The organism is Aliiruegeria sabulilitoris (assembly GCF_001558155.1).
GTDB lineage: Bacteria > Pseudomonadota > Alphaproteobacteria > Rhodobacterales > Rhodobacteraceae > Tropicimonas > Tropicimonas sabulilitoris.
In genome coordinates this window covers 1-24,562 of the sequence record NZ_LOAS01000009.1, presented here as the reverse complement: position 1 = coordinate 24,562, position 24,562 = coordinate 1, and the positions used below count along the sequence as shown (strand labels likewise).

26 protein-coding genes and 1 tRNA gene are annotated in these 24,562 nt (G+C 61.9%); 10 read left to right on the top strand and 17 right to left on the bottom strand.

What is annotated here, in order from left to right:
* Positions 1–86 precede the first annotated feature (86 nt).
* From AX756_RS08910 to AX756_RS08890, 5 genes are all read right to left on the bottom strand, one after another.
* Positions 87–1,874, bottom strand: coding sequence for a peptidoglycan D,D-transpeptidase FtsI family protein (locus AX756_RS08910; RefSeq protein ID WP_068310207.1), 1,788 nt, complete (start codon positions 1,872–1,874; stop codon positions 87–89).
* Complete coding sequence (gene ftsL / locus AX756_RS08905; protein WP_068310205.1) at positions 1,871–2,227, bottom strand: cell division protein FtsL; 357 nt, start codon at positions 2,225–2,227, stop codon at positions 1,871–1,873. Before ftsL ends, AX756_RS08910 begins: the two co-directional genes overlap by 4 nt.
* On the bottom strand, positions 2,224–3,225 hold the full coding sequence (gene rsmH / locus AX756_RS08900; protein ID WP_068310202.1) for a 16S rRNA (cytosine(1402)-N(4))-methyltransferase RsmH: 1,002 nt from the start codon (positions 3,223–3,225) through the stop codon (positions 2,224–2,226). The genes ftsL and rsmH overlap by 4 nt, the downstream gene beginning before the upstream one ends.
* A 3-nt stretch (positions 3,226–3,228) precedes the next feature.
* The gene (mraZ, locus tag AX756_RS08895) at positions 3,229–3,729 is read right to left on the bottom strand and encodes a division/cell wall cluster transcriptional repressor MraZ (protein WP_068310200.1); all 501 of its coding nucleotides are present in this window, start codon (positions 3,727–3,729) and stop codon (positions 3,229–3,231) included.
* A 644-nt stretch (positions 3,730–4,373) separates the two neighbouring features.
* Positions 4,374–5,465: an Mrp/NBP35 family ATP-binding protein gene (locus AX756_RS08890; RefSeq protein WP_068310198.1), complete on the bottom strand. Its 1,092-nt coding sequence runs from the start codon at positions 5,463–5,465 to the stop codon at positions 4,374–4,376.
* Positions 5,466–5,761: 296 nt separating this feature from the next.
* On the opposite strand from AX756_RS08890, the gene AX756_RS08885 reads away from it, so the two are divergent.
* The 4 genes from AX756_RS08885 to AX756_RS08870 all read left to right on the top strand — a co-directional run bounded on the left by AX756_RS08885 (position 5,762) and on the right by AX756_RS08870 (position 7,760).
* Entirely contained in the window at positions 5,762–5,980 is a 219-nt protein-coding gene (locus AX756_RS08885) for a DUF1127 domain-containing protein (RefSeq protein WP_231701017.1), read from the top strand.
* A gap of 676 nt (positions 5,981–6,656) precedes the next feature.
* Entirely contained in the window at positions 6,657–6,875 is a 219-nt protein-coding gene (locus AX756_RS08880) for a DUF1127 domain-containing protein (RefSeq protein ID WP_068310194.1), read from the top strand.
* A 285-nt stretch (positions 6,876–7,160) separates the two neighbouring features.
* On the top strand, positions 7,161–7,364 hold the full coding sequence (locus tag AX756_RS08875) for a DUF1127 domain-containing protein (RefSeq protein WP_068310192.1): 204 nt from the start codon (positions 7,161–7,163) through the stop codon (positions 7,362–7,364).
* A gap of 174 nt (positions 7,365–7,538) precedes the next feature.
* Positions 7,539–7,760, top strand: coding sequence for a DUF1127 domain-containing protein (locus AX756_RS08870; protein WP_068310190.1), 222 nt, complete (start codon positions 7,539–7,541; stop codon positions 7,758–7,760).
* Positions 7,761–7,871: 111 nt separating this feature from the next.
* Here the strand turns inward: AX756_RS08870 and AX756_RS08865 are convergent, their stop codons facing one another.
* Together AX756_RS08865 and AX756_RS08860 are read right to left on the bottom strand one after the other, a co-directional pair.
* A complete protein-coding gene (locus AX756_RS08865) occupies positions 7,872–8,285 on the bottom strand; it encodes a response regulator (protein WP_068310188.1) in 414 nt (137 codons plus the stop codon).
* A 72-nt stretch (positions 8,286–8,357) separates the two neighbouring features.
* Positions 8,358–10,799, bottom strand: a complete 2,442-nt coding sequence (locus AX756_RS08860) for an ATP-dependent helicase (RefSeq protein WP_068310186.1) — start codon at positions 10,797–10,799, stop codon at positions 8,358–8,360.
* A 228-nt stretch (positions 10,800–11,027) separates the two neighbouring features.
* On the opposite strand from AX756_RS08860, the gene AX756_RS08855 reads away from it, so the two are divergent.
* Complete coding sequence (locus tag AX756_RS08855; RefSeq protein ID WP_068310184.1) at positions 11,028–14,468, top strand: pyruvate carboxylase; 3,441 nt, start codon at positions 11,028–11,030, stop codon at positions 14,466–14,468.
* 75 nt (positions 14,469–14,543) lie between these two features.
* Here the strand turns inward: AX756_RS08855 and AX756_RS08850 are convergent, their stop codons facing one another.
* Positions 14,544–14,951, bottom strand: a complete 408-nt coding sequence (locus AX756_RS08850; RefSeq protein ID WP_068310182.1) for a GFA family protein — start codon at positions 14,949–14,951, stop codon at positions 14,544–14,546.
* Positions 14,952–15,094: 143 nt separating this feature from the next.
* Positions 15,095–15,481: a DUF2147 domain-containing protein gene (locus AX756_RS08845; RefSeq protein ID WP_068310180.1), complete on the bottom strand. Its 387-nt coding sequence runs from the start codon at positions 15,479–15,481 to the stop codon at positions 15,095–15,097.
* Between the two features lie 135 nt (positions 15,482–15,616).
* On the opposite strand from AX756_RS08845, the gene hisA reads away from it, so the two are divergent.
* Positions 15,617–16,330, top strand: coding sequence for a 1-(5-phosphoribosyl)-5-[(5-phosphoribosylamino)methylideneamino]imidazole-4-carboxamide isomerase (gene hisA / locus AX756_RS08840; protein WP_068310178.1), 714 nt, complete (start codon positions 15,617–15,619; stop codon positions 16,328–16,330).
* Here the strand turns inward: hisA and AX756_RS08835 are convergent.
* Positions 16,327–16,773 carry a DUF302 domain-containing protein gene (locus tag AX756_RS08835; protein ID WP_068310176.1) on the bottom strand — a complete coding sequence of 149 codons (447 nt, stop codon included), beginning with the start codon at positions 16,771–16,773 and terminating at the stop codon, positions 16,327–16,329. The genes hisA and AX756_RS08835 overlap by 4 nt on opposite strands.
* A 105-nt stretch (positions 16,774–16,878) precedes the next feature.
* Here AX756_RS08835 and hisF point away from each other — a divergent pair, with 105 nt between their 5' ends.
* A complete protein-coding gene (hisF, locus tag AX756_RS08830) occupies positions 16,879–17,640 on the top strand; it encodes an imidazole glycerol phosphate synthase subunit HisF (protein ID WP_068310174.1) in 762 nt (253 codons plus the stop codon).
* 60 nt (positions 17,641–17,700) lie between these two features.
* Positions 17,701–18,012: a phosphoribosyl-ATP diphosphatase gene (locus tag AX756_RS08825; RefSeq protein WP_068310172.1), complete on the top strand. Its 312-nt coding sequence runs from the start codon at positions 17,701–17,703 to the stop codon at positions 18,010–18,012.
* A gap of 12 nt (positions 18,013–18,024) precedes the next feature.
* Here the strand turns inward: AX756_RS08825 and AX756_RS08820 are convergent, their stop codons facing one another.
* The 7 genes from AX756_RS08820 to AX756_RS08790 form a co-directional block, all read right to left on the bottom strand.
* Positions 18,025–18,462: a CoA-binding protein gene (locus AX756_RS08820; protein ID WP_068310597.1), complete on the bottom strand. Its 438-nt coding sequence runs from the start codon at positions 18,460–18,462 to the stop codon at positions 18,025–18,027.
* Between the two features lie 227 nt (positions 18,463–18,689).
* Positions 18,690–18,983, bottom strand: coding sequence for a hypothetical protein (locus AX756_RS08815; RefSeq protein WP_068310169.1), 294 nt, complete (start codon positions 18,981–18,983; stop codon positions 18,690–18,692).
* A 1-nt stretch (position 18,984) separates the two neighbouring features.
* Positions 18,985–19,773 carry a 23S rRNA (guanosine(2251)-2'-O)-methyltransferase RlmB gene (gene rlmB / locus AX756_RS08810; RefSeq protein WP_068310167.1) on the bottom strand — a complete coding sequence of 263 codons (789 nt, stop codon included), beginning with the start codon at positions 19,771–19,773 and terminating at the stop codon, positions 18,985–18,987.
* Positions 19,774–19,877: 104 nt separating this feature from the next.
* The gene (locus tag AX756_RS08805) at positions 19,878–20,807 is read right to left on the bottom strand and encodes a metal ABC transporter permease (protein WP_068310165.1); all 930 of its coding nucleotides are present in this window, start codon (positions 20,805–20,807) and stop codon (positions 19,878–19,880) included.
* On the bottom strand, positions 20,804–22,009 hold the full coding sequence (locus AX756_RS08800; protein ID WP_068310163.1) for a metal ABC transporter permease: 1,206 nt from the start codon (positions 22,007–22,009) through the stop codon (positions 20,804–20,806). The genes AX756_RS08805 and AX756_RS08800 overlap by 4 nt, the downstream gene beginning before the upstream one ends.
* 4 nt (positions 22,010–22,013) lie before the next feature.
* A complete protein-coding gene (gene aztA, locus AX756_RS08795; RefSeq protein ID WP_068310161.1) occupies positions 22,014–22,823 on the bottom strand; it encodes a zinc ABC transporter ATP-binding protein AztA in 810 nt (269 codons plus the stop codon).
* 10 nt (positions 22,824–22,833) lie between these two features.
* Positions 22,834–23,799, bottom strand: coding sequence for a metal ABC transporter solute-binding protein, Zn/Mn family (locus AX756_RS08790; RefSeq protein WP_068310159.1), 966 nt, complete (start codon positions 23,797–23,799; stop codon positions 22,834–22,836).
* A gap of 263 nt (positions 23,800–24,062) precedes the next feature.
* Here AX756_RS08790 and AX756_RS08785 point away from each other — a divergent pair.
* Together AX756_RS08785 and AX756_RS08780 are read left to right on the top strand one after the other, a co-directional pair.
* Positions 24,063–24,146 (top strand) — tRNA-Tyr (locus AX756_RS08785).
* A gap of 113 nt (positions 24,147–24,259) precedes the next feature.
* Positions 24,260–24,520 carry a hypothetical protein gene (locus AX756_RS08780; protein ID WP_068310157.1) on the top strand — a complete coding sequence of 87 codons (261 nt, stop codon included), beginning with the start codon at positions 24,260–24,262 and terminating at the stop codon, positions 24,518–24,520.
* Positions 24,521–24,562: the final 42 nt, after the last annotated feature.

Sequence of the window (24,562 nt, the reverse complement as noted above, 5' to 3'; positions counted from 1 at the left end):
TCCTGCCCACCCCATGTTTCCCAAGGGACATCCGCCCTTCAATGATGGCGCTCTTTTTCGTCCCTTTTTGGCGCGGGGTCCACCGCTCAATGCTGTGCGACGCGAACGACCTCGGCCTCTGGGAGGGGCTCGGCCTGAGGGCGCAGGCCCAGCAACGGCGCCGTGCGCCGGATCATCTCGGCGGCGACCGGAACCGCCGTCCAGCCGGCGGTGCGGCGCGGCTTGGTGCCCGAGGTTTCCACCGGCTCGTCCAGCGTGACGATCAGCACGTATTTGGGATCATTCGCGGGAAAGACCGAGGCAAAGGTCGCGATCACCTTGTCATTGTAATAGCCGCCCTTGGGCTTGGGCTTGTCGGCGGTGCCGGTCTTGCCGCCCACGGCATAGCCGGGAACTTCGCCAAAGCTCGCGGTGCCGCGTGTCACCACCTGCCGCAGCATGCTGCGCGCGGCTTTGGAGGCTTCTTCGGACACGATGCGCTCACCATGCTGGGGCTTTTCCTGCCGCAGCAATGTCGGCCGAACCCGCAGCCCACCGTTCAACAACGATGCATATCCGGCGGCGAGATGCACCGGCGAAGAGCTGAGACCGTGGCCATAGGAGATCGTGATGGTCGAGATCTCCGTCCAGCGGGGCGGCAGCAGCGGCTTGCCCGTGGGCGCCTCGACCATTTCGAGCGGCGTCGGCTGCAGGAAACCGAGCGTGTCGAGGAATGTCTGCTGTCGCTCGGCCCCGATCGCAAGCGCCAGTTTGGCGGTGCCCACATTGGAAGATTTCACGATCACATCGGTCACTGACAGGGTACCGTAGGATTTATTCTGGAATTCCTTGATCTTGAACTTGCCCCATTTCATCGGCGCATGGGCTTCGATCATGGTGTCGGCGTTGACCAGGCCCAGGTCCATCGCCTGTGCGGCGGTGAATATCTTGAACACCGAGCCAAGCTCGTACACACCCTGAACCGCGCGGTTGAATAGCGGGCTGTCACCGGCATCGCCCGTGGTGAGCGGACGGGGGCGGTCGTTGGGATCGAAATCGGGAAGCGAGATCATCGAGAGGATCTCGCCGGTTTTGACATCCATCAGGACGGAACTGGCGCCCTTGGCATTCATCAGCCGCATGCCACCTTCGAGGATCTCGCGCGAGGCGGCCTGCACCGTCAGGTCCAGCGACAATTCCAGAGGTGCGCCGTTATTGGCCGGGTCCCGCAGCCAGGCATCGAACTCCTTTTCGACACCGGCCACGCCGACAACCTCGGCAGAATGGACGCCCTCGCGGCCGAAACTTGCCCCCCCAAGCACATGCGCGGCCAGTTTTCCGTTCGGATAGAGCCGCATTTCGCGCGGGCCGAACAAAAGCCCCGGCTCGCCGATATCATGCACGGCCTGCATCTGCTCGGGGCTCAGCTTCTTCTTGATCCAGAGGAATTTCCGCTTGCCGGTGAAATCGGAATAAAGCTTGTCCGCGTCGAGATCGGGAAAGATCTTGGCTAGCTCGCGCGCGGCCCGTTCCGGCTCGACCATGTCGCGAATCTGGGCATAGAGCGAATGGGTAGACAGGTTCGTGGCAAGGATACGGCCGTTGCGATCGACGATATTGGCGCGCTGTGCAACGATATCGGACCCGGTCGCGGCGGCGCGTGGCTCCGTTGGCTCGGAAGCCGCAAGGCTCCCCATCCGCATGCCGATCACCGCGTAGGCACAGAAAAAGCAAAGCACGAGCAGGAACAGCCGGCCCTCGGCCCGATGGCGCGCCCGGTCGCGCATTTGCTCGTGGCGCTGACGAAGGTTCTCTTTCTCGATAGCCTCGGGGTTCTCACCCTTTTCACGCGCCGACAACACGCGGGCGAGCGGGCGCAGCGGTGTGCGGATCATGGGAACTGTCCTCCGACGGCAATATGACCGCGCACCTCGATTGGATCCGAAATGGCGAGCCCGGGCAGCGGCGGGAAGGCCACCTGTTCCAGCGAGCCGAATTGCTCCGGCATGAGCGGCAACAGGCCCAGCGTGTCGAAATTGATCTCGGCCAGCTCGGCCAATCGCCCGGGCCGGTTTAGATAGGCCCACTCGGCCTCCAGCACCGCAAGCTCCTGACGAAGATCGCCGATTTCACGCTTGAGCACGGCCGATTGCTTGAGCGCGGCCTGGGTCTGGTAATTTTCCTGGTAGGCCCAGAAGGCCAGCCCCATGACGAAAAGCGCGGACATCAGGTAGAAAAACGTCTTCATGGCGTCTCCTTCCACCAATCCTTGGGGCCCGGAAGGCCCATGGCGGTGCGGTCGAGGGGGGTAATGGGAGCGTCCGTCCGGATCGCGGCGCGCAACTTGGCCGAGCGCGCACGCGGGTTGGCGGCAATCTCCTCGTCACTCGGCCCGATGGCCTTGCGGGAAATCAGCTTGAACTGCGCCACCTGCTCTTCTGCCTCGGGCGCGTAACGGTTGGTGCGCGCCATGCTGCCCGAACGCGCCTGCAAGAAGCGTTTGACCACGCGGTCCTCAAGCGAATGGAAGGTCACGACCGCGAGTTTTCCGCCCGGCTTAAGCGCCCGTTCGGCCGCCTGAAGTCCCGCGATCAGCTCTCCGAACTCGTCATTCACCGCAATGCGGATCGCCTGAAAAGACCGGGTGGCCGGGTGGATCTGCCCCGGACGCGGACGCGGCAGGCACGAGGCGACAGCCTCAGCCAGTTGCAGCGTGTTCTCGAAGGGCCGCACGGCGACAATCGCCCGCGCGATGCGGCGCGAGGCACGCTCCTCGCCATAGTGATAAAGAATGTCGGCAAGCTCGTCGGCGCTGGCAGAGTTGACCAGGTCGGCGGCCGACGGCCCCTGATCGCTCATCCGCATGTCCAGCGGCCCCTCGCGCAGGAACGAAAACCCGCGCTCGGCCTGATCGAGCTGCATCGAGGACACGCCGAGATCGAGCACGACCCCGTCGAGCGGCTCCCCGGCATGCTCGTCCAGTTCGGAAAACTTGCCTTGGACCAGTTTCAGCCGGTCGCCATATTCTTCCTGCAAGGGCGCCGCGAGCGCGAGCGCACTCGGATCGCGATCGACACCGATCACCTTCTCCGCCCCTGCATCGAAAAGGCGTCGGGTATAGCCGCCCGCACCAAAGGTGCCGTCCAGCCATGTGCCGGAAACGGGCGAAACCGCCTTGATCAACGGGTCGATCAAAACGGAGACATGCGGCGATTTGGGGTCGTTCGAAGGGGCGGCACCAACCATGGTTCAGAAGCCTCCTGCCTCCAGGAGCGTCAGCGGATCGACATCGTCGGGCAGTTCATCCAGCATCGCTTCGGTTTGCGGGGCGACTTCCCGCTCATAGGTTTCCGGGTTCCAGATGTGGAACGTGTCGTGGGAGGCGACGAAAAGCGCCTCCCCTTCCAACCCGATCATGTCGCGAATGTTTTGCGGCAACAGCAGGCGCCCGTTGTCATCCACGCTTGCCGGATGTGACTGCGCGTTGAAATAGGCTTCCATCATGCGGCGCTCCTTGGAGCCACGCGTCATGCCGCTGATCTTGGCATCGACTTCGGCTGCGGCCTCCATCGTGTAGACTTCGAGGAATTTCTTGCGGGAGGTGCCGTAATGCACGACCAGGTTCGGCTGCAGGCCGTCTTTCCACTCAGGGTCACAGGCTTCCAGCACACGACGAAACGGGGCGGGTACTGAAACCCTGCCCTTCGCATCGACCTTGTTGCGGCCCTGACCTCTGAATACACGCGCCACTTTGAGCGCTCCTTGCTGCCTCTCGTTTCCGTCCCTTTAACGAAAACGGCGGATCAGACTGCTGCCACTGTCTGATCCGCCGCCCTCGTCCCATCGCTGGGTATGTCCGATCGCGCGTGCCACCTGGGGGGATGTCTGCTCGCTCACGCGTCGGATCTCTTTTTGTCGATGAAAAGCGGGTGCCTGTATGAAACCTGACCTTGGGAAGTTCCGGGGTCTGTCGCCCCTTTTTTTGTCTGCCCGTCCTCATCGTGTGAATTCACTATGCCGCCCCCCTTCATAGAAATCAATAACACTTTGCCCCACACTGACCCACTTGGTGAAGAACGGGGCTCAATGAGGACAGGAGTACCCCGCATTTTCGGCACAAATAGCGATCAGGGAGCAGACAGGCACAAGATATGCCACCGACGCCGTTAACGAAAAAAATCTTGGGAATGCCTTCGAACTCATGAAATCGACCCGATTTTTTCAGTATTTCCCGTCTCGGACCATGATTTCCCATACGAATCAAGCCATCGCCACCGGCGCGATTCGCCTTGCCGCACCCCTAGGGCTAGTCGGTGTCATGATTTCCCATCGCCGGAATCAAAACGGGAGGGGACAGCCCCCTCCCGTCGGATTTTCAGCTTATTCGGTCTGGATCAGGCCATGCCGCCGCCCACAAGTCGCGCCGCCAAAGCCGCATAGGCATCGGCCGCAGGCCCCTCGCCCAACGCGACCGGCACCCCGGAATCGCCCGCGACCCGGGTTTCCAGTTCCAACGGCAGCGCTCCAAGGAAGGGCACATCCATCGCCTGCGCCTCGGCAGCCACGCCACCATGACCAAACAGATGCGCCTCATGTCCGCAGCTGGGACATATATAAGTAGACATGTTCTCGATCAGACCGAGGATCGGCACCTTGAGCTTGGTGAACATGTCGATTGCGCGGCGCGCATCGAGCAGCGCGACGTCCTGGGGCGTGGAGACGACGATCGCGCCGTTGGTCCGGTATTTCTGGCCAAGGGTAAGCTGTACGTCGCCGGTTCCCGGCGGCAGGTCGATGATCAGGACATCAAGCTCGCCCCAGGCCACATCCCCCATCATCTGCTGAAGCGCCCCCATAAGCATCGGGCCACGCCAGATCACGGCTTCGGATTCCTTGAGCAGCGAGCCCATGGACATGAGCGTGACGCCATGTGCTGTCAACGGCACGATGGTTTTGCCATCCGGCGACGCCGGCCGGCCGCTCGCCCCCATCATCCGCGGCTGAGACGGACCATATATATCGGCATCCAGCAGCCCGACACGCCGCCCCTGCCGCGCAAGCGCCACCGCGAGGTTAGCCGAAACCGTGGATTTGCCGACGCCCCCCTTGCCGGAGCCGACAAGAAGAATGCGTTCGATGCCGGGAACGCCCTGAGGGCCGGCGGGTTGTGCCGTAGGATGCCGCCCCACCTTCAAATTCGGCGGCGAACTGGCCTGCGCTCCGCCACCCGGGGCTCCGGAATGTGCCGTCAGGATTGCGGAAACCGCCGTCACGCCGTCGAGTCTTGCCACGACACCCTCGGCAGCCTGCCGAACCGGCTCCATCGTCCGCGCCATCTGCGCAGATTCGGCTTCGATGACGAAACTGACCCTCCCACCGGGATCGACGGAAAGAGCACGCACGAGGTCGCGTGAGACCAAATCGCCACCATCTTCCAGAGATACGCCCTTCAGCGCCTTGACAACTTCTTCACGGGTTAGAGCCATTTTCTTGTCCGACCTTCCGAAAACCTACCGTCACACCTAACCTCCCCACGGTCGAGCGCAAGTCACGTCCGTATCTCGCCCAAAAAAGCAGCGACCCGCCCCCAAAAAGGTCAGGCCTACATATGCAAATGCTGCATAGCGGCATTGAAGCTGCTGGTGATTGCGCAAACGGTTTCCATCCTTATTTTGAATATCAACGAGGGCGCTAACGGAACGCAAGTCAGGCGCTAACACAATCGAAACCCGCTTCGGGTAGAATGGTGAGAAACGCGGATAGATCCGCAAGGAGCGAGAAGATGGCTACGGCAAGGAATGCACAAGACATGCGCAGCCGCACATCTGGCAATCGTTTCTCCACCGTACTGCTGGGCGCGACGGGATGGTTTGGGCAAGCGCGGAGGTTCCGCCGGACCCGGAGTGAACTGTCCGCGCTGACCGATGCGGAACTGAACAAGCTGGGCCTCAGCCGGGACATGATCCGGCCTCTGGCATGGCAGGCTGCGAAAGCGGCGTAACGAGATAGAGTTTCAGGAACCCGTCCTCCTCCCTGGGTTTTCTGATACGGCGGCAACACCCTCCTCCTCCCTGGTGTTGCCGCCACAAGATACCGCCCGAAAGGGCAGAGATACGGAACCGGAAGCCCCTCCTCCTCCCTGGGTCATGGTTTCGGCGGCGGCACCCTCCTCCTCCCTGGTGTCTCCGCAACCTACACGGTCGGGCAAGCCCGACGCGCCTGAGAGGCGCAGCGACATAAAGTTCCGAAGATCCGTCCTCCTCCCTGGGTCTTTCGGTTCCGCGGCGACACCTTCCTCCTCCCTGGTGTCGCCGCACCTAATTCCAGCCGGTTTGTCCGGAGCGCGAAAGCGCAGAACATGGTTACAGAAAGCCCGTCCTCCTCCCTGGGTTTTCTGCATTACGGCGGCGACACCCTCCTCCTCCCTGGTGTCGCCGCCATTTTTTTGTCTCCACCGCCAAGTTGAATTGGAAAGCTGCGCTAAACCTGCGCGAAGCAATGCTTAACGCTAACATCATAGCTCACGGCGCAAACTGCATAGCGGCTTTGACCATTCTCGGGATTGCCCCGAAACGCCCAATCACTAAATTGAGGCTCAAGAGAGCGCTAACAATGACTGATTAGATGCCTCAACACCCGGTTCGGAAAGGTTCCGAACAATCCGAAGGAAGACGAAAATGGATATCGCTGCCAACACCTCCCGTATCGAAACCGGCGTGAACGCATCCTGGTTTTCGGCGATGGTCGATGGTGGACTGACCAAGTTGCGCCAGTTCCGCGCCTATCGCCGGACCATGGATGAGCTGAGCACGCTTGGCGATCGCGAACTTGGCGACCTTGGCCTGAGCCGCGCAATGTTCCGCGAAATTGCGCGCGAGGCCGCACGCAAAGCCTGAGTTTTACCAAACTACGGTCCATCTCCTCCCTCAGGACCGTAGATCAAAATGGCGACGACACCCTCCTCCCTGGTGTCGTCGCCATTTCTTTTTCTGCGCCGGCATTTGTGCCTAAGTATGAACCTTTTGTGAAAATCAGATTGCAAATGCTGCATAGCAGCATTGCCCAATCAAGCGTTCAAATCGCCACAATCCGGCGTATCTTAATCAGTGAAGATAGCGCTAACAGAACGAACGGCGCGCTGAACCAAAAGCCCTTCGCGGCACCGAATGCAGGATTGAAAAATGGAAACGACTTTTACGACGAACAGCATCGTCAGCTGGTACTCCGCCCCGATCGAAACCCTTCGGGTCCACATGCAGAAGCGCAAGATCTATCGCCAGACCTATCGGGAACTGTCCAGCCTCTCGGATCGCGCCCTGGCCGACCTGGGACTGAGCCGCTCGATGATCAAGAGCCTCGCCTACGAGGCCGCCTACGGCGCCTGATCCGGCGATTACGGAAATCGGAAAGCCCTCCTCCTCCCTGGGCAGATCCGGTCAGGCGGCGGCACGTACCTCCTCCCTCGTGCCGCCGCTGAAAATACGAGACGACAGCGGGACATTCCCGCGCCCCTGAAATCCAATTCGGCGACTTGCCGAATATCCCCCAAGGAGCCTGAAATGGCATTCATGTCCGAAACGCCCCGTGCCGCTGGTGGTTCTATCCCGGTCTGGTTTTCGGCAATGGCCGAAGCCATCCGAATTCAACGAGTCCGCCGCAAAGCCTATCGCCGCACGTTCAACGAATTGAACGCGATGAGTGAAAAGGAACTGGCCGATATCGGGTTGAGCAGCCTGATGGTGCGCGACATCGCCATGCAAGCCGCAGAAATGGCTGTGTAAGCTTCAACAAAGCTTACTCTAGGGAAAGATTCTCCGATAGCCATCAAACTGCGTGTTATCCAATCCCGGGATCCGCCCTCTTGTAGCGAGGAACCCTGAGCGGAATGCGGTTTACTGACGGAACTCTGCGCAACCACTCTCGAAGCTTGGAGCCGGTGCACGGCGCTCGTTGCCCTGAACGGCATTACAGACTTCGACGAGATCCTCGATGTCCACCGGTTTTCGTATTGTCGCCGCGACGGCGGGCGACATGGCAAAGAGGGTCTTTCGAGAATACTCCGCCGATCCACTCACGACCACGACCTTGCAGAGCGGGTTGCGATAGGTGGCCAATGTCGCGACCCCGAGCGCCTTTGAACCATTCATGCACAGGTCCAGCACGACGAGGTCATAGGGCTTGCTCTGAAGCAGTTTGAGCGCCTCGGTCTCGGTATCGACCAGCAGCATCGAATGACCGGCTCGCTCGAGGACATCGCCCCACAGGGCCCCCAGGTTAGGATCGTCCTCGACAACCAGTATTCTCATGCGCTCACTCCGCGACTCGGGGAACAGGGAAAACTCCATCCGGACCCCTAATTACACACAAAATGTCGCAGGTCAAAAGGGCACATCGTCGGCTGAAGCCGCCGGAACGACGAATTTTGCGACAACTTTCTTCACCCCGGCTTTGTCGAAGGCGATCTCGAGCTTGTCGCCCTCAATTGCCGTGACCGCGCCATAGCCGAATTTCGTGTGGAACACCCTGTCGCCCAAGCCAAAGGCCGAGACAGCCTCCAGGTCGATCGTGATGTTGCGGGTTTCGCGCGGCTGCCCCATCGGGCGGGTCTGGCTGCGGGCCTGCATCCGTTTCCAGCCGGGCGAATTGTAGACATCGGCCCGCGATGCCTTTTCGTGCTGGTCCGACCGCGCGGGCTGCGCCGTGGCCGCCGCACCATAGCCACCGCCATAGAGACCCGGCGGGGTAAGCACATCGACATGCGCTTCAGGCAATTCATCGATGAAACGCGAGGGTAGCGCCGACTGCCACTGGCCATAGATTCGACGATTGGCGGCGAAGGTAATGGTGCAGAGCTCCTCGGCACGGGTGATGCCAACATAAGCCAGCCGCCGCTCCTCCTCCAGCCCCTTGAGCCCGGTCTCGTCCATCGCCCGCTGGCTGGGGAACAGCCCATCCTCCCAGCCAGGCAGGAAGACCGCCGGAAATTCCAACCCCTTGGCCGCGTGCAAGGTCATCAGCGTGACCTTGGCTTCCGCATCCTCTGTCTCGTTGTCCATGATCAACGCGACATGCTCCAGGAATCCCTGAAGATTGTCGAAATTTTCCAGCGCCTTGACCAGTTCCTTGAGGTTTTCCAACCGTCCCGGCGCTTCCGGCGTCTTGTCGTTCTGCCAATGCGCGGTGTAACCGGATTCCTCCAGGATCGTCTCGGCCAGCTCAATATGCGAGACGCGCGGTCCTGCCCCCGGCGCGACCGTCGTAAAAAGCCCGTCATCGAGCACGTCGTCATCGTCAGGCAGCGGTGGCGCGGTTCCGACGGCTGCCCGGTGCCAGCGTTCCAGCCCGGCCAACAGCTCGGCCAGCGCCTTCGCGCCCTTTCCCGTCAGCCCCTTGGCCGCGAGCAGGATCTTGGCGCCTTCCACCAGCGACACCCCGTTGGCGCGCGCCGCCACCTGAATTTTCTGCTGCGCCTTGTCTCCAAGGCCGCGTTTTGGCGTGTTCACAATCCGCTCGAAGGCCAGATCATCCTCGAGACTCACGGCGAGGCGGAAATAGGCCATCGCATCGCGGATCTCCATCCGCTCGTAGAAGCGCGGCCCGCCGATGACGCGGTAAGGCAGACCGATGGTCAGGAAACGATCCTCGAAGGCCCGCATCTGGTGCGAAGCCCGCACAAGAATCGCACATTCGTTGAGCCCAATGGGGCGCTGACCGCGCGTCCCCTGTCCCATTGCTTCCAGTTCCTCGCCGATCCAACGCGCCTCTTCCTCGCCGTCCCAATGGCCGATGAGGCGGACCTTCTCGCCGCCCTCCGCGGCCGTCCAGAGCGTCTTGCCGAGCCGGCCCTTGTTGGCCTCGATCACACCGGAGGCGGCGGCCAGGATATGTGCGGTAGAGCGGTAGTTCTGTTCCAGACGCACCACGACGGCGCCCGGGAAATCCTTTTCAAACCGCAGGATATTGCCCACTTCGGCACCCCGCCAGCCATAGATCGACTGGTCGTCATCGCCCACGCAACAGATATTCTTGTGCCCGCCGGCCAGTAGGCGCAGCCACAGGTACTGGGCCACGTTTGTGTCCTGGTATTCGTCCACGAGGATGTAGCGGAACCAGCGTTGATATTGGGCGAGCACGTCCTCGTGGCGCTGGAAGATCGTCACCACATGCAGGAGCAAATCGCCGAAATCCACGGCGTTCAGCGTCCGCAGCCGCTCCTGAAACTGGGCGTAGAGCTTCACGCCCTTGCGGTCGAAGGCGCCCGCCTCCGCCGATGGCACCGAATCCGGCGTCCAGGCGCGGTTTTTCCAATTGTCGATCACCTGCGCCAGGTGGCGTGGCGGCCAGCGTTTCTCGTCGATCCCGGCGGCCACGATCAACTGCTTGAGCAGGCGCTGCTGGTCATCGGTGTCGAGAATTGTGAAATTCGACTTCAAGCCAACCAACTCGGCATGCCGCCGCAACAGCTTCACACAGATCGCGTGAAAGGTGCCAAGCCACGGCATTCCCTCGACAGATTCGCCCAGAAGCCGCGCCACCCGCTCCTTCATTTCCCGCGCGGCCTTGTTGGTGAATGTTACCGCGAGAATCTCGTTCGGCCGCGCAGACCCGGTATTGAGCAAATGCGCAATTCGCGCCGTCAGCGCCTTTGTTTTGCCGGTCCCGGCACCGGCAAGCATCAGCACCGGTCCATTCAGCGTTTCGACGGCGTCCCGTTGCGCCGGGTTCAGCTCATCGAGATATGGCATCGGGCGCGCTGCCATGGCGCGCTTCGAAAGCGGAACCGCGGCCGCGAAGGCCTCTTCATCATCGTAACTGCTCATGCCCGCACCTTATCCTGCGCGGTGGACAAGGAAAACCTGTGTTCGCCATGTGTTCCGTCGATCTTCGTGACAATCCAACGTGGACACCAAACCTATATCATCAACTTTTTTGAATTATTATCATTATTGTCGATTTTTTAAAGGTGACGCCATACCGATTTATACGTTATTGCCATGTAAGCCCGAACCGACTTACACCTATGCTGCAACTGCAAAGGGAGGCCCGCCATGCCCGAATTCAACAAGATCCTTGTCGCCAACCGCGGCGAGATTGCCATTCGCGTCATGCGTGCAGCCTCTGAACTGCGCAAACGCACCGTTGCCGTCTATGCCGAGGAAGACAAGCTTTCCCTGCACCGTTTCAAGGCGGACGAAGCTTATTCCATCGGCGAAGGTCTCGGCCCGGTCCAGGCCTACCTGTCGATCGACGAGATCATCCGAGTCGCCAAGGAATGCGGCGCCGACGCGATCCATCCCGGCTATGGCCTGCTCTCCGAGAATCCCGATTTCGTCGATGCCTGTACCGCCAACGGTATCGCCTTCATCGGTCCCAAGGCCGAAACCATGCGCCAGCTCGGCGACAAGGCCAGCGCGCGCAAGATCGCAATCGAGGCGGGTGTGCCCGTCATCCCGGCAACCAATGTGCTGGGCGATGACATGGAAGCGGTCAAGAAAGAAGCCGCCGAGATCGGCTATCCGCTGATGCTCAAGGCCTCCTGGGGCGGCGGCGGGCGCGGCATGCGCCCGATCATGGCCGAGAGCGAGTTGGTCGAGAAGGTGCTCGAAGGCCGGCGCGAGGCCGAGGCCGCTTTTGGCAATGGCGAGGGCTTTCTGGAGAAGATGATCACCCGCGCCCGCCACGTGGAGGTGCAGATCCTCGGCGATCAGCATGGCAAGATCTACCATCTCTACGAGCGCGACTGCTCGGTGCAGCGCCGCAACCAGAAGGTCGTGGAACGCGCACCCGCGCCGTATCTCTCCTCCGCACAGCGCGAGAAGATCTGCGCGCTTGGCAAGCGCATCTGCGAGCATGTGCATTACCAATGCGCCGGTACCGTCGAGTTCCTGATGGATATGGATTCGGGCGAGTTCTACTTCATCGAGGTAAACCCGCGCGTACAGGTGGAACACACCGTCACCGAGGAAGTCACCGGGATCGATATCGTCCGAGCCCAGATCCTCGTGACCGAGGGCAAGAGCCTGATCGAGGCGACTGGCGTTGCGAGCCAGTATGACGTGAAGCTCGACGGCCACGCCATGCAGTGCCGGATCACCACCGAGGACCCGCGCAACAATTTCATCCCCGATTACGGCCGCATCACTGGCTATCGCGGTGCCACCGGGATGGGCGTCCGGCTCGACGGCGGCACGGCCTATACAGGCGCGGTGATCACCCGCTATTACGACTCGCTGCTGGAAAAAGTCACCGTCTGGGCGCCGACGCCCGAAGATGCCATCGCCCGGATGGACCGCGCGCTGCGTGAGTTTCGCATCCGTGGCGTTGCCACCAACATCGCCTTCGTCGAGAACCTGCTCGCGCATCCGATGTTCCTCAACAACGAATACCACACCAAGTTCATCGACGAGACGCCGGAGCTGTTCCACTTCCCGCGGCGCAAGGACCGCGCGACGAAGCTCTTGCGCTACATCGCCGATATCACCGTGAACGGACACCCGGACGTTGCGGGCCGGCCGAAGCCACCCGCCGATATTCGCCAGCCCGTGGTGCCGCCGCTGCTGACACGCAATCCGAAGCCCGGTACGCGCAACATCCTGGAGGATTTCGGCCCGCAGGCCGTCGCCGACTGGATGGCGGACCAGAAACAGCTGCTGATCACCGACACCACCATGCGGGACGGCCACCAGTCGCTTCTGGCCACAAGGATGCGCTCGATCGACATGATCAACGTGGCGCCCGCCTATTCGTCAAACCTTCCGCAGCTTTTCTCGGTGGAATGCTGGGGCGGCGCGACCTTCGATGTCGCTTACCGCTTCCTGCAGGAATGCCCCTGGCAACGTCTGCGCGACCTGCGCGCTGCCATGCCCAACCTGATGACGCAGATGCTGCTGCGCGGGGCCAATGGCGTAGGCTACACCAACTACCCCGACAACGTGGTGCAGGCCTTCGTGAAACAGGCTGCTGAAACCGGAATCGACGTTTTCCGCGTCTTCGACAGCCTCAACTGGGTCGAGAACATGCGCGTCGCCATGGACGCAGTGGTCGAGAACAACAAGGTCTGCGAGGGCACGGTCTGCTACACGGGCGATATTCTGAACCCAGACCGGGCCAAGTATGACCTGAAATACTATGTCGCCACGGCCAAGGAGCTAAAGGCCGCCGGCGCGCATATTCTCGGGCTGAAGGACATGGCAGGCCTCTTGAAGCCCGCCGCCGCCCGAGTGCTGATCAAGGCACTGAAGGAGGAGGTCGGCCTGCCGATCCACTTCCACACTCATGACACCGCCGGCATTGCCTGCGCCACGATCCTTGCCGCATCCGAGGCGGGCGTGGACGCGGTGGACTGCGCGATGGACGCTTTCTCCGGCAACACCTCGCAGGCCACGCTTGGCACCGTGGTCGAGGCGCTGGCGCATACCGATCGTGACACGGGGCTCGATATCGAGGAAATCCGCAGGATATCCAACTACTTCGAAGCCGTACGAGGCCATTATGTCGCCTTCGAGAGCGGCATGCAGGCGCCCGCCTCCGAGGTCTACCTGCACGAGATGCCGGGCGGACAGTTCACCAATCTCAAGGCGCAGGCCCGCTCGATGGGTCTGGAAGAACGCTGGCACGAGGTGGCCCACATGTATGCCGAGGTGAACCAGATGTTCGGCGACATCGTGAAGGTCACACCGTCTTCCAAGGTGGTGGGCGATATGGCGCTGATGATGGTCTCCCAGGGCCTCACCCGCGCCGATGTCGAGAATCCCGAGCGCGACGTCTCCTTCCCGGACTCGGTGATCGACATGATGCGCGGCGCGCTCGGTCAACCGCCGGGCGGCTGGCCCGCGGCCCTGCAAAAGAAGATTCTCAAGGGCGAAGCCCCCTCCACGGAGCGGCCGGGCAAGAACCTTGCCCCGGTTGATCTCGAAGAGGTGCGCGCGGAGATGAAGGCGAGCTTCGACTACGATCCCGATGACGAGGATCTCAACGGCTACCTGATGTATCCAAAGGTCTTCAGCCAGTACCGCGCGCGCAACGAGGAATACGGCCCCGTCCGCGTCCTGCCGACCCACAGTTTCTTCTATGGAATGGTGCCGAGCGAACAGATCACACCTGCTATCGAGAAGGCCAAGACGCTGGAAATCCGCATGCAGGCGGTCTCCGAGACCAACGAGGAAGGTCTGGTGAAGGTCTTCTTCGAACTCAACGGCGAACCGCGCGTCATCCGCGTTCCCGACCGCAAGAACCAAGGCGCGGTGGCGGTGCGCCCGAAGGCAGAAGTGGGCAATGCCAACCATGTCGGCGCGCCGATGCCGGGCTCGATCGCCTCGGTCGGTGTTCAGCCGGGGCAGAAAGTCTCGACGGGCGACCTGATGGTGACCATCGAGGCAATGAAGATGGAAACCGGCATCCACGCCGAGCGAGATGCCGTGATCAAGGCGGTCTATGTCCGCCCCGGCGAACAAGTGGATGCAAAAGATCTGCTCGTCGAGTTCGAGTAAACGTTTCGGGGATCATGGCTCTTGCCGTGATCCCCGCACATTCCACCGCTCTGTTTCGGCACAGCGCCCAAGTGACTAGCGCGGCAAACCGTCCAGCTCTTGCACGCGATCGAGGCCATCATCCCACTCGGCCCGGCTGGAACAGCAAATATGCGCATTCGGCGGGATGTCGATTGGGCTGTCCAGACATCCGGCCGGCACGACCAAAAGACTGCCGTCCATCTGAACCGAGGGAAGCGCCGAGCCGCATTCCGAACAGAAACTCTTTTCGTGATGCGTCCCGGGAATCTGGAACGGTTTCACTTTATCCTCGCCCTTCTCCCAAGTGATTTCTGCACTCTTCGAGAACAGGTTCGCCGAATGTGCCGAGCCGGAGTCTTTGCGGCACCGCTTGCAGTGACACAGGAAAAAACTGTCGAACTCTCCCAGGATCCGAAAGCTGACGGCCCCACATTGGCAACTTCCAGCAAAACTCTTGCTCATCGCGCAACACCACCTCGTTCCAATCGAAAAGCAGACCACGTCCGCAACTCCCCTATAGGAACGATTCAGGCTTGGCGCAAATCCATCCCCTGAAAATCGGGGACTGGCAGCACAGCCCCTTTCTTTCAAATCGTTAGTGGAGGTTACTTTACCCGCGTCCAGGTCTGGCTGCGGCAGATCGGGCCGACACAGCCGGACACCTTCAGCGCATTGCCATTCAACGCCATCTTGGACTTGTAGGTCTTGTCGCGATCCGGCGCCCAGATCTTGCCGCCCGAATACGCGCCGTTTCCGTCGGATTTCATGTCCCAGACCATGCGCTTGCCCACCTTGTCCGAGGGCACCGAATTGCCGGAACTATCATAGGCCTTGCCCAGCGTTCCGCAGATCATCCCGCCACAATTGTCCATCGTGACATGGGCATAGTTGCCTTCGTCACCGGGCTGGGTTTTCCAGACGCCGTGGATCGGATCGGCCAGCCCCATTGTGGCAAGGCAGGCAAAGGCCGCGGCCAAAGCGAATTTCGTCATTTCATGTCCTCCCGAGTTTTCCCGGGCACACTGTCGCAGCCGGTATGAGGCGATCAACATTAACGTTCCGTCGCTTTGCATTCGCGCGCGGGCCGTGGCACAGAGCAGTTCGAGCAATAGTGAAAGGCCCAAGCCATGATCCTCTATCCCGCCATCGACCTGAAGGACGGTCAATGCGTGCGTCTTCTCAAAGGCGATATGGACAAGGCGACCGTGTTTGGTGACGATCCGGCCGCACAAGCCCGCCACTTCGTCGCGGCCGGTTGCGAATGGCTGCACCTGGTGGATCTGAACGGCGCTTTCGCCGGCCGGCCCGTCAATGCCGAGGCCGTGGAAGCCATTCTCGGTGCCGTCGATGTGCCGGTGCAGTTGGGTGGCGGCATCCGCGATATCGAGACCATCGAGATGTGGCTGGGAAAGGGCGTATCGCGCGTGATCCTTGGCACGGTGGCCGTCGAGGACCCGGAACTCGTCCGCGAGGCGGCGACGCTGTTTCCGGGCAAGGTGGCGGTCGGGCTGGATGCGCGGAATGGCAAGGTGGCCACGCGCGGCTGGGCCGAGGAAACCAAAGTGACGGTGACTCAACTGGCCGGGCAGATGGAAGACGCCGGGATCGCCGCGATCATCTATACCGACATCGACCGGGACGGCGCCATGCAGGGGCCGAATGTACAGGCCACCGCCGCGCTGGCGCGCTCCACGACGATTCCGGTGATCGCCTCGGGCGGCGTTTCCTCGCTCAAGGACATCGAGGCTCTGCGCGATGCGGTTGGCATTTCCGGCGTCATTACGGGCCGGGCGCTCTATGACGGAGCAATTGATCTCGGCGAAGCGCTGAAGCTGCTCTAACCACCAGCGGCGGCTGCGGTGAGTTTCGACAACGCGCCGGACATCTTGCCGAGGTATTCGGCGTCATCGTCGATCTCGAGATCATCGAGCATCTCGGCAGGATCTTCATAGGCCAGCCAGACTGCCCCATCGCCATCCTCGTACACGAGCACCCGCAACGGCAGGTAGAGGCCGGCCAGTGGATCGTCCTGCATTGCCGGGGTGCCGAGCATCGGATTGCCGAACACCAGTAGCTGCGATCCGGGAAGGGTCATGCCAACCGACTCTGCACCTCCCGAATGGTCGACGCGAGCAAAAACGGTCGCGCCAGCCTTGCCGACCGCGGCTTCGAGCGCATCCATCGTCGTTTCGACATCGCCAGAAGCGCGCACAGAAACGATATCCTCCGCCAGACCAGGCGTTGCGAGGCTGGCGGCGAGGGCCATGATTGCAGCAAATCTCATCTCGATCTCCCTGATTCCCCAAACGTATTGATGTCGCTCTATGGTCTGGCCTATCGGCGCGATTGCCCATAAAACATCTCGTGATTTGTTAAGGACGTCTTCCATATGCTCAAAACGCGCATCATCCCCTGCCTGGACGTCAAGGACGGCCGTGTCGTCAAGGGTGTGAATTTCGTCGACCTGATCGATGCCGGCGACCCGGTGGAGGCGGCCAAGGCGTATGACGCGGCCGGGGCCGACGAGCTTTGCTTCCTCGACATCAACGCGACCCATGAGAACCGGGGCACCATGTATGATCTGGCCACACGCACGGCGGAGCAGTGTTTCATGCCCCTGACCATCGGTGGCGGCGTGCGCACGTCCGAGGATGTGCGCAACCTGCTGTTGGCAGGCGCGGACAAGGTGAGTTTCAACTCTGCCGCCGTGGCCAATCCGGATGTCGTCGCACATGCGGCGGAACGTTTCGGCAGCCAGTGCATCGTTGTCGCCATCGACGCCAAGACGGTCAGCCCCGGCAAGTGGGAGATCTTCACCCATGGCGGGCGGCGTCCGACGGGGATCGACGCGGTGGAGTTCGCGAAAACCGTGGTGGCGAAAGGTGCCGGGGAGATCCTGCTGACATCGATGGACCGCGACGGCACGCGGGCGGGTTTCAACCTGCCGCTCACCCGGGCGATTTCGGATGCGGTGAGTGTTCCGGTCATTGCCTCGGGCGGCGTGGGCACGCTCGATCACCTGGTCGAGGGCGTGACCGAGGGCGGCGCGAGCGCGGTCCTGGCTGCCTCGATCTTCCATTTTGGCGACTACACCATCCGCGAGGCCAAGGAACATATGGCGGCGGCAGGGATTCCCGTGCGGCTGGACTGAGATTGCGGGACCGGCCCCCCCCGCACCCCCGAGGTATTTCTTGAAAGATGAAGGCTGAAAATGAGTGCCATTGAGCGGCTTGCCGAGACCATAGAAGCCCGAAAGGGCGCGGATCCGGACTCGTCCTGGACGGCGAAGCTGTTCGCGAAGGGGCCGGAAAAATGTGCCGAGAAGTTCGGTGAGGAGGCCGTGGAGGCAATCATCGAAGCGGTGAAGGGCGACCGGGAGAAGCTCACCGCCGAAGCCGCGGATGTGCTCTATCACCTGTTGGTCATGCTGGCCGCGAGGGATGTTTCACTGGCGGATGTCGAGGCGGAACTGGCGCGTCGCGAGGGCACCTCTGGCATTGTTGAGAAGGCCAGCCGGGGCTGATAGAGCGAGCGCTCAGCCGACGCGCCAGTCCGGTCCGAAAAGGCGCGGGATTTCGATTTTCGGGCAGCGGTTTTCGATGACATCGACGCCGCGTTCACCCGCCATCATGGCGGCGTCGGCATTGGCAACGCCGATCTGCATCCAGACCGTGCGCAGCCGGGGCAAGTGGATCAGCGCCTGGGCCACAATTGGCGAAACCTGTTCCGAGCGGCGGAAGATGTCGATCATGTCCACCTCGGCTTCGACCTCGGACAGGCTGCCGACCACGGTTTCGCCAAACAACTCCTGTCCCGCCAGCCCGGGGTTCACCGGGATGACGCGGTATCCGCGTTGCTTGAGGAAGATGGAAACGTAATAGCTCGGGCGGGCCGGGTTGGCGGAGGCCCCGACGCAGGCGATGACGCGGCTGCGTTCGAAGATCTCGCGAATCTGTTGGTCGATTGCGTTCATGCGGCAAGATGTGCCCGCATCGTGCGAAAAAGAAAAGGCGCTCGGGAGTACCGAGCGCCAGTTGCGGAACGAGGGACAGTGCAGCGGGTTGCGTTGTTCCAAAACTGCAACCCATGAGTAAGATGTAGGTTTTTTCCGGCTCTTTCCAAGAGAGTGTAATAAAAATGTGAACACGACCGGGTTTTTCCAAAAAAGGACTTGACTACCCCCGCGCCGCAAAGCGCGGCCTAGTCAAAGATATCCTCTATCTCATCCAGAATATCACCGAACACTCTTCTAAACGACGGTTTTTTCGGTTTAGAGCGCTTTTTCGACTTCGTTTTCTTTGCCGATCTGGGGTCAAAAGGCGCCGTTTTGTTCGCGGATGACGTCTTCGTCGTCTTGCCGCTCGGCAAGCTCTTGAGGTCGCTCAAAGGGGCACCGCAACCACCACAGGCCAAGCTATGGCGGTCTTCGCCAAGGACCAGCGTCGCACGCATGCCGCAATAGCAGCAGGTTGCCAGCTTGGTATTTCGGTGCATCCTATTCTCCGGTTGTCCTTGCCTGTGTGGCATATAGGGCAACCGCGGCCGCATTGGAGACGTTGAGAGAGCCAAAAGCGCCAGAAGCGTCGATTTTCACCAGTTTATCGCAAGTATTGCGGGTACGTTCCCGCAGGCCCGGACCTTCTGCGCCCATCACGAGTCCGAGGGGGATGTTCCGTGCCTCTTCCGCCGCTTGGGCAAGATCCGTCTCGGCTTCGCCATCGAGACCGATGAGCAGGTAGCCCATCTCGCGCAGCTGGGTCATGCTGTCGGCCAGGTTGCGGACCCGCAGATAGGGCTGGCGTTCGAGCGCGCCGGAAGCCGTCTTGGCCAGCGCACCGGTTTCGGGGGCGGAATGGCGCAGCGTGCCGATCACGGCGCGGGCGCCGAAGACCTCGGCCGAGCGCAAGATGGCGCCCACGTTATGCGGGTCGGTCACCCGGTCCAGTAGGACAACGCGCGGCGAGGCGCTTCCGGGCGCACAAAGCTCCTCCAGGCTGCCCCAATCCAGCGGGCGCACTTCCAGCGCCGCGCCCTGGTGGACGGAGCCGGGATCGAGCGGCACCGGGAACTTGCGCGGATCGGCAATCTCGGGCTCAAGCCCGCCGACGGCGATGGCATCGGCCAGCTTGTCGGCGGCATTGCGCGTCACCACGAGGCGCAGCCGGTCGCGGGCGGGGTTTTCCAGCGCATCGCGCACCGCATGCAGCCCGAACAGCCAGATCGTCTGTGCGGCGGCGGCGCGGCGGGCGCGTTCCTTGTCGATAACCCAAGTCGGTTTCTTCATGTCTGCATTCCTTCTTCCCCTCCCCTGCCCGTCCGTGGCGGGAATGGCAAGTTCGGCACGGGGATCCAACGCCGTTTTGGCCGTTTAACCCGCAATTGGAAGCATTACACGCCCGAAGGCGCACCGGTGCGGGATCTGCACGGACCGAAGAGCGCGGCCAGCGCAAGAATGACACCGGACACGGTGGCGATCATGCCGGCGGCCGAGACCGCATCCTGCCCGCCGAACCAGAGCGGGCCGTAGCCGGCGAAGACATAGCCCAGCACCGCCGAGAGCGCGGCGAAGGCAACCGACCAGGCGATCTGAATCTCCAGCCGGTTGGTCATCAGCCGCGCGGCGGCGGGCGGGCAGATGAACATGGCGATCACGATGATGGAACCCACTGCATCGAAGGCGGCGACCGCCGCGATGGCGGACACCACGACCAGCGCCATGCCCATGGTCCCGGTGCGGATACCGACGCCCTGTGCAAAGCCATCGTCGAAGGTCGAGATCTTGAGCGGACGCCAGAACAGCCAGAGGAAGGCCAGCACGCCGAGCAGGGTGACGAAGATGCGCGGCAGCTCAGGCGGCAGCCCCGCCAGCGCCACCGGATCGAGCAGCGAGGACCAACCCATCGCATCGAGCCAGATCAACGATTCCAGGTTCCCCATAAGGGCATGTTCGACATCAAGATGGACCGTGGAGGTGTCGGAGCGCTCCAGTAGCAGCACGCCTCCGGCGAACATGGAGGTAAAGACGACGCCCATGGCGGCACCGGTCTCGATCCGTCCCAGCCGCCGGATGGCCTCGATCAGGATCACGGCGATGATGGCTGCAAAGGCGGCGCCGATCATCATCGGCCAGGTGCTCAGCGTGCCGGTCACCAGAAAGGCCACGACGATCCCGGGCAGGACGACATGGCTGATCGCATCGCCGATGAGCGCCTGCTTGCGCAGCAAGAGGAAATTGCCTGGAAGCGCGCAGGCAATTGCGGTGAAGGTGCCGATCAGGATTGGCACGAGGCTCAGTGCAACGAACTCCTCACCCATCATGGGGTCACCTCCGCAGGGCCGCCGATCAGGGCGTCGATCTCGGCCAGTTGGTCGGCAGTCAGGACGGATTCGATATCCCGCAGCCCGTCATACAGGCTTGAGATAGCTTCGAAATCGGCCATCCCATGGACGATTTGCCAGCGGTGCTCATCGAGCAGGGCCTTGGCGGCGCGCGCGCGGCCGGCCTCCGTCGGGACGCCATCAAGCCGGGCCAGCCCTTCGCGCGCCAGAAGCCGGATCGTCAGCGGCTCATAGACCGGCTGTTGCTGGGCCAGCGAGAGAAGCCCCTGCCGGATATGGACTTTCTCCTGGAACCTGCGGTGGCGGAGATAGGCCGCCAGCACACCGCGTTCCGGCGCCAGGAAGAGGGAGACGAGAAAAAGCGCGAAACAGGTCAGCACGATGATCGGACCGGTCGGCATGTCCGGGGTCGAGGCCGAAATTGCCGCGCCCACATAGCCCGACACGCCGCCCACCACCCCGGCATAGGTGGCCACCTTTTCGCTACGCTCGGTCCAGAAACGCGCGGTGACGGGCGGGATGATCAGCAGCGCCACGATCAGGATCAGCCCCACGATCTTGAGCCCGACCACGGTGACCGAGAGCACGAGCAGCATGGTCAGCATATCGACCCGGTCGGGATCGATGCCGATGGAACGGGCATATTGCGGATCAAAGGCAACAAGGGTCATGGCGCGTCGCAACAGCAGGACAAGCGCCAGGGTTATCGCGCCACCCCCGGCGATGATCATGGCATCCTGCATCAGCATGCCCGCTGTCGAGCCAAGCAGGAGCCCGTCGAGCCCCGCCTGCCGGCCGGAGGACATGCTCTGGATGATCGTCAGCAACACCACGCCAAAGCCGAAAAAGACCGACAGGATCGCCCCAATGGCCGCGTCTTCGGAAAGGCGCGTGCGGCGGGTGAGCGATTGAACGCAGATGAGCCCGATCCACGCCGAAAGCGCCGACCCGGCCATGAGACCCGCGAGGTTCCGTCCGTCTCCTCCGAGCAGGACCATGACGATAAAGGCCAGACCGACGCCCGGAAGCGTAGCATGGCTGATCGCATCCGAGACAAGCGCCCGTTTGCGCAGGAACAGGAAAGTGCCCGTCACCCCGGCCGAAATCCCGAGCAGGGCCGAACCAATGGCCACCAGCGTGGCGTTGTAGCCAAGTTGCAGTGCCAGCGCTTCGAACAACATCGCCTTATCCCGCGCCCAGCTCCAATTCCTCGATCTGCGCCGTGGCCAGACGGCCGCCATAGGCCTTTTGCAGATTCTCGGCAGTAAAGGTCGTCGCCACCGGCCCTTCGGCCACCTTGCGCACGTTGATCAGGAAGACATGGTCGAAATACTCGGTGATCGTCGCCAAGTCGTGATGCACCGCCACAACCGTCTTGCCCTGCGCCTTCAGCGCCTTGAGCACGTCGATGATCGCCTTTTCGGTGGCGGCATCGACACCGGCAAAGGGTTCGTCGAGCAGGTAGAGATCGGCGTCCTGCGCCAAGGCGCGCGCCAGGAAGACACGCTGCTGCTGGCCTCCCGAAAGCTGGCCGATCTGGCGTTCGGCGAAATCGGCCATGCCGACACGCTGCAAGCACTCTAGTGCCTTCTGGCGATGCCCGCCGGTCAGCCGGCGCAGCAGGCCGAGCTCGCGATAGAGGCCCATCAGCACGACGTCGATCACGCGGGCCGGGAAATCCCAGTCGATCGAGGCGCGCTGCGGCACATAGGCGATGCGCGCGCGCTGGCCTTCCAGCGGCGCGCCATAGACCGAGACCGTTCCCGAGAGCGGCTTGATCACGCCAAGCGCAGCCTTGAGCAGGGTGGACTTTCCGGCGCCGTTGGGGCCGATGATCGCCGTCATCGAGCCGTCTTGCACCGTCGCGTCAATGGAAAAGACCGCCGGCTTTTCGCCATAGGAGACCGTCAACCCACGGATCGCCAGCGGGCTTGCAGCAAGGGTTTCCGCCGCCACGATATGTCCCCGGTCCGTCGCCAGTTCCAACTGTGTCATTCCACTCTCCTCAAAGCCCGGCACTCAGCCGGCCCAGCATGCCGCGTTCCGGGGCGTCCCCGCCCAGGGCACGGGTAATACTCGTGACGTTGTGATCGATCATGCCGAGATAGCTGCCCTCATAGGTGCCCGTCTCGCCCATCGCGTCCGAGAACAGCTCACCACCGATCCGAACCTCGTGGCCACGCGATGCGGCCCCCTCGATCAGCGCGCGGATATTGCGGTCCGAGACCGAGCTTTCAACGAAGACCGCGCCGATCTTGCGGTTCACCAGCACATCGACCAATTCGCCGATCCGGTTCAGCCCGGCTTCGGATTCGGTCGAGATCCCCTGGATCCCCAGCACCTCGAACCCGTAGGCGCGACCGAAATAGCTGAACGCGTCATGCGCGGTGACCAGCACCCGGCTTTGCTCCGGCACACTCGCCAACACGCCGCGCGCATAGTCGCCGAGTTTGTCGAGATCGGCCAGGAAAGCCTCCGCTCCGGCATCGAAGGCCGCTTCGTGTTCCGCCCGCGTGTCTTTCAGCGCGTCCCGGATCACCGGTACCACCTGTGCCCAAATCTCGGGCACCATCCAGACATGCGGATCAAACTTGTCGTCATAATCCGGATGCCCCAACAGCACGTCGCGCGGCAAGGCATCGGCCACGGCGGTCACATTGCCCCGGCGCTCCAGCTTGTGGAAGAACTCTTCCATCTGCGCCTCAAGGTAGAGCCCATGCCAAAGCACCAGATCCGCCTTGGTCATGGCGACGATATCCGTCCGCGTCTGACGATAGGAATGCGGATCGACCCCGGGGCCCATCAGCCCGCGCACCTCGACCAGCTCTGCCCCGATCTGCCGGACCGCATCGGCGATCATGCCGGTCGTGGCAACAACACTCAGCGTTCCCGCTGCTCGGGCTTGCCCGGGCAACACCGTCGCATAAAGCGCAGTCGCCCCCATCGCTGCCAGCAGCGTTCGTCTTTGCATCTCGATTCCTTTGGACTCGGGCGCAACGCACCCTCCTGTTCACTCACTGTATATGCAAATCAGTTGCAGGAATCAACAATATTGCGAACGATTATCATCTGCATAAATCACATATCCGCTACCCATCCCCTAAATTTGCGCGGCAGGCACATCCCCGTTCAGAACCTCACCGTTCCGGCAATCCTTTGCAGAACTCTGCCGCGAAGATTTTCGCTTTTTTCTGTTGACCCCGGAAGTCCGCTTGGCTACGTACGCCCGGCGTCGGGCGACGTGCTGCAAGGTGCGGCAGCGGACTGTAACTCCGCCGGGGAGACCCATGCCTGGTTCGATTCCAGGGTCGCCCACCATCTTTCCAAGATGTTGGTTTGCCTCACAAATCCCCAAGTCGCGGACCACAAAGCGCCTCAGATATCGTACTTTTTTGCCTTGATATCGTACTTTTGCTCTCAGACCATGGGGTATGACCCAGCAAAAGATCCGATACCTGACCCCCGGAAACGACCGAAACTTCTACTACCAGCGCAAGGTGCCAAAGGTGCTCGTGCCGGTCCTCAAGATGTCCCGTTGGTACATCCCGCTCGGCGATGATTTCGAGCTGGCGAAAGATCGGGTCACCGATTTGAAGCGGCAACACAACGCGATCATCGCCGCCGCAAAGGCTGATCCCGATTACGCTACCAAGATCCGACGCGAAGCTGAAGCCACACAACAGGCCAAGTGACCTGCCCCCCGTTGGTCCCTCAGTCATAACGAGAGTCTGCGG